This window comes from Rhizobium sp. IY2, assembly GCF_047532935.1.
GTDB classification, from domain to species: domain Bacteria; phylum Pseudomonadota; class Alphaproteobacteria; order Rhizobiales; family Rhizobiaceae; genus Rhizobium; species Rhizobium anhuiense.
The window spans coordinates 1-228 of the sequence record NZ_JBLKNU010000056.1 but is presented as its reverse complement, the minus strand read 5'-3'; the positions used below and the strand labels follow the sequence as shown (position 1 = coordinate 228).

The 228-nt window shown below is 67.5% G+C and carries 1 protein-coding gene; it reads left to right on the top strand.

Annotated features, from left to right (window positions below; translation table 11 throughout):
- Positions 1-228 (top strand): putative Ig domain-containing protein (locus ACMUVN_RS33365; RefSeq protein WP_414816064.1); only part of this gene is annotated, 228 nt, incomplete at both ends.

Here is a 228-nt window from a genome sequence, read left to right as displayed (position 1 = left end):
GTCGACAGCACCGAGACGCTGGCCTATACGGCAACGGCTGCCGATGGCACGGCGCTGCCCGCCTGGTTGGCCTTCAACGCCACGACGCGGACCTTCTCCGGCACGCCGACGACAGCAGGCACCTACGGCGTCAGAGTGACGGCGACCGATCTCGGCGGCCTCTCGACCAACGAGACCTTCAACATCGCCGCATCGGCGGCGCCAACGACCTACAGCCTGTTCAACGCC